This window comes from Hansschlegelia beijingensis, from assembly GCF_045505405.1.
Classification (GTDB): Bacteria; Pseudomonadota; Alphaproteobacteria; order Rhizobiales; family Methylopilaceae; genus Methylopila; species Methylopila beijingensis_A.
In genome coordinates this window covers 1-1381 of record NZ_JBJKEX010000518.1, presented here as the reverse complement: position 1 = coordinate 1381, position 1381 = coordinate 1, and the positions used below count along the sequence as shown (strand labels likewise).

The 1381-nt window shown below is 72.6% G+C and carries 1 protein-coding gene and 1 pseudogene; both read left to right on the top strand.

Features of this window, described 5'->3' with window-relative positions; genetic code table 11:
* On the top strand, window positions 1–909 hold a 909-nt coding region (locus ACIKT0_RS18280; RefSeq protein WP_407106748.1), incomplete at its 5' end, for a capsular polysaccharide export protein, LipB/KpsS family.
* Window positions 906–1381, top strand: a pseudogene (locus ACIKT0_RS18275) (LTA synthase family protein); the annotation flags it as partial. The gene ACIKT0_RS18280 and the pseudogene ACIKT0_RS18275, both read left to right, overlap by 4 nt.

The window sequence follows — 1381 nt, the reverse complement described above, 5'->3', positions numbered from 1 at the left end:
GCCGCGGCGGAACGCGCAGCGTGCGCGGCCGGCGTCCCGCTGGCGCGGCTGGAGGACGGCTTCCTCCGCTCGGTCGGGCTTGGCGCGGCGTTCATCGAGCCGGTCTCGCTCGTGCTGGACGACAGCGGCGTCTATTACGATCCGTCCGGCCCGAGCGATCTCGAGACGCTGCTGCGGGAGACCGAAATGCCGGCCGAGCTCGTTGAGCGGGCCTCCCGCCTGCGTCGCCGGCTCGTTGCGGAGAACGTCACGAAATACAATGTCGGCGCCGCCGCCGAGCGCGTGGTGCCCGGAGGGCGGCGGGGGGTTCTGGTGCCGGGCCAGGTCGAGGACGACGCCTCCATCCTCCGCGGGGCCGGAGCGATCCGCACGAATCGTGATCTGCTCGCCGCGGCCCGCGCCCGCCACCCCGACGCCTTCATCGTCTACAAGCCGCATCCCGACGTCGTCGCCGGCTACCGGCGGGGCGCGGTTTCGCCGGACGATCTCGCGCTCGCGGACGCGGTCGTCCCCGAAGGCTCCATCGCCGCCCTTTATCCGCAATGCCATTCGGTGGAGACGATGACCTCGCTGTCCGGCTTCGAGGCGCTTCTGCGCGGGCTCTCCGTCACCACCCATGGCGCTCCGTTCTACGCGGGCTGGGGCCTGACGGAGGATCTCGCGGCCCATCCACGGCGCGGCGTCCGGCGCACCCTCGATGAATTGGTCGCCGCGACGCTGATTCTCTATCCGCTGTACCGCGACCCGATCTCGGGCCTGCCCTGCGGGCCCGAGACGGCGCTTGACCGGCTGTCGGCGGCGCGCGCCCGGGCGCAGACCTGGCGGGGCGCCACGGCGGCGCGGCTGCGGCACGCCTATGCGCTGGGGCGCCACCGCCTTCTCGGGCCGATCGCTCGGCGGCTTCCGTGACGGGATTCCTGTTCGCTTTCGTCGCGTCCTTCCTCGTGTCTCTCGTCGTCGAGACGGCGCCGCCCGGCTTCGCCTCGTTCAGGGCGCCGGCGCGCGCGCTGGCTTTCCGCCTCGCGCTTCACACCGTGCTATTTCTTGCGGCGTTCTCGCTGTCATGGCGGCCCTGGCACGCGGCCTTCGTGACCGTCACCGTCTGCGGCCTGTTCGGGGCCGGCTCCGCGATCAAGCGGCGCATCCTGGGCGAGCCGCTGATCTTCTCCGACTTCGCGCTGGTGCGGAACGCGATCCGGCATCCGCGGCTCTACTACGCCGAGCGCCTCGCCGAACCGCGCGCGCTCGCCGGCTTCGCGGCCCTGATCGCCGCGACGGCCGCCTGGTTCGCGGTCGAGCCCTCGATCCTGCCGAGCGGCGGAGCCATCCTGGCGCTCGGGCCCGCCGTGCTGACCGCGCTGCTTCTTGTCGCGCTGTTGAG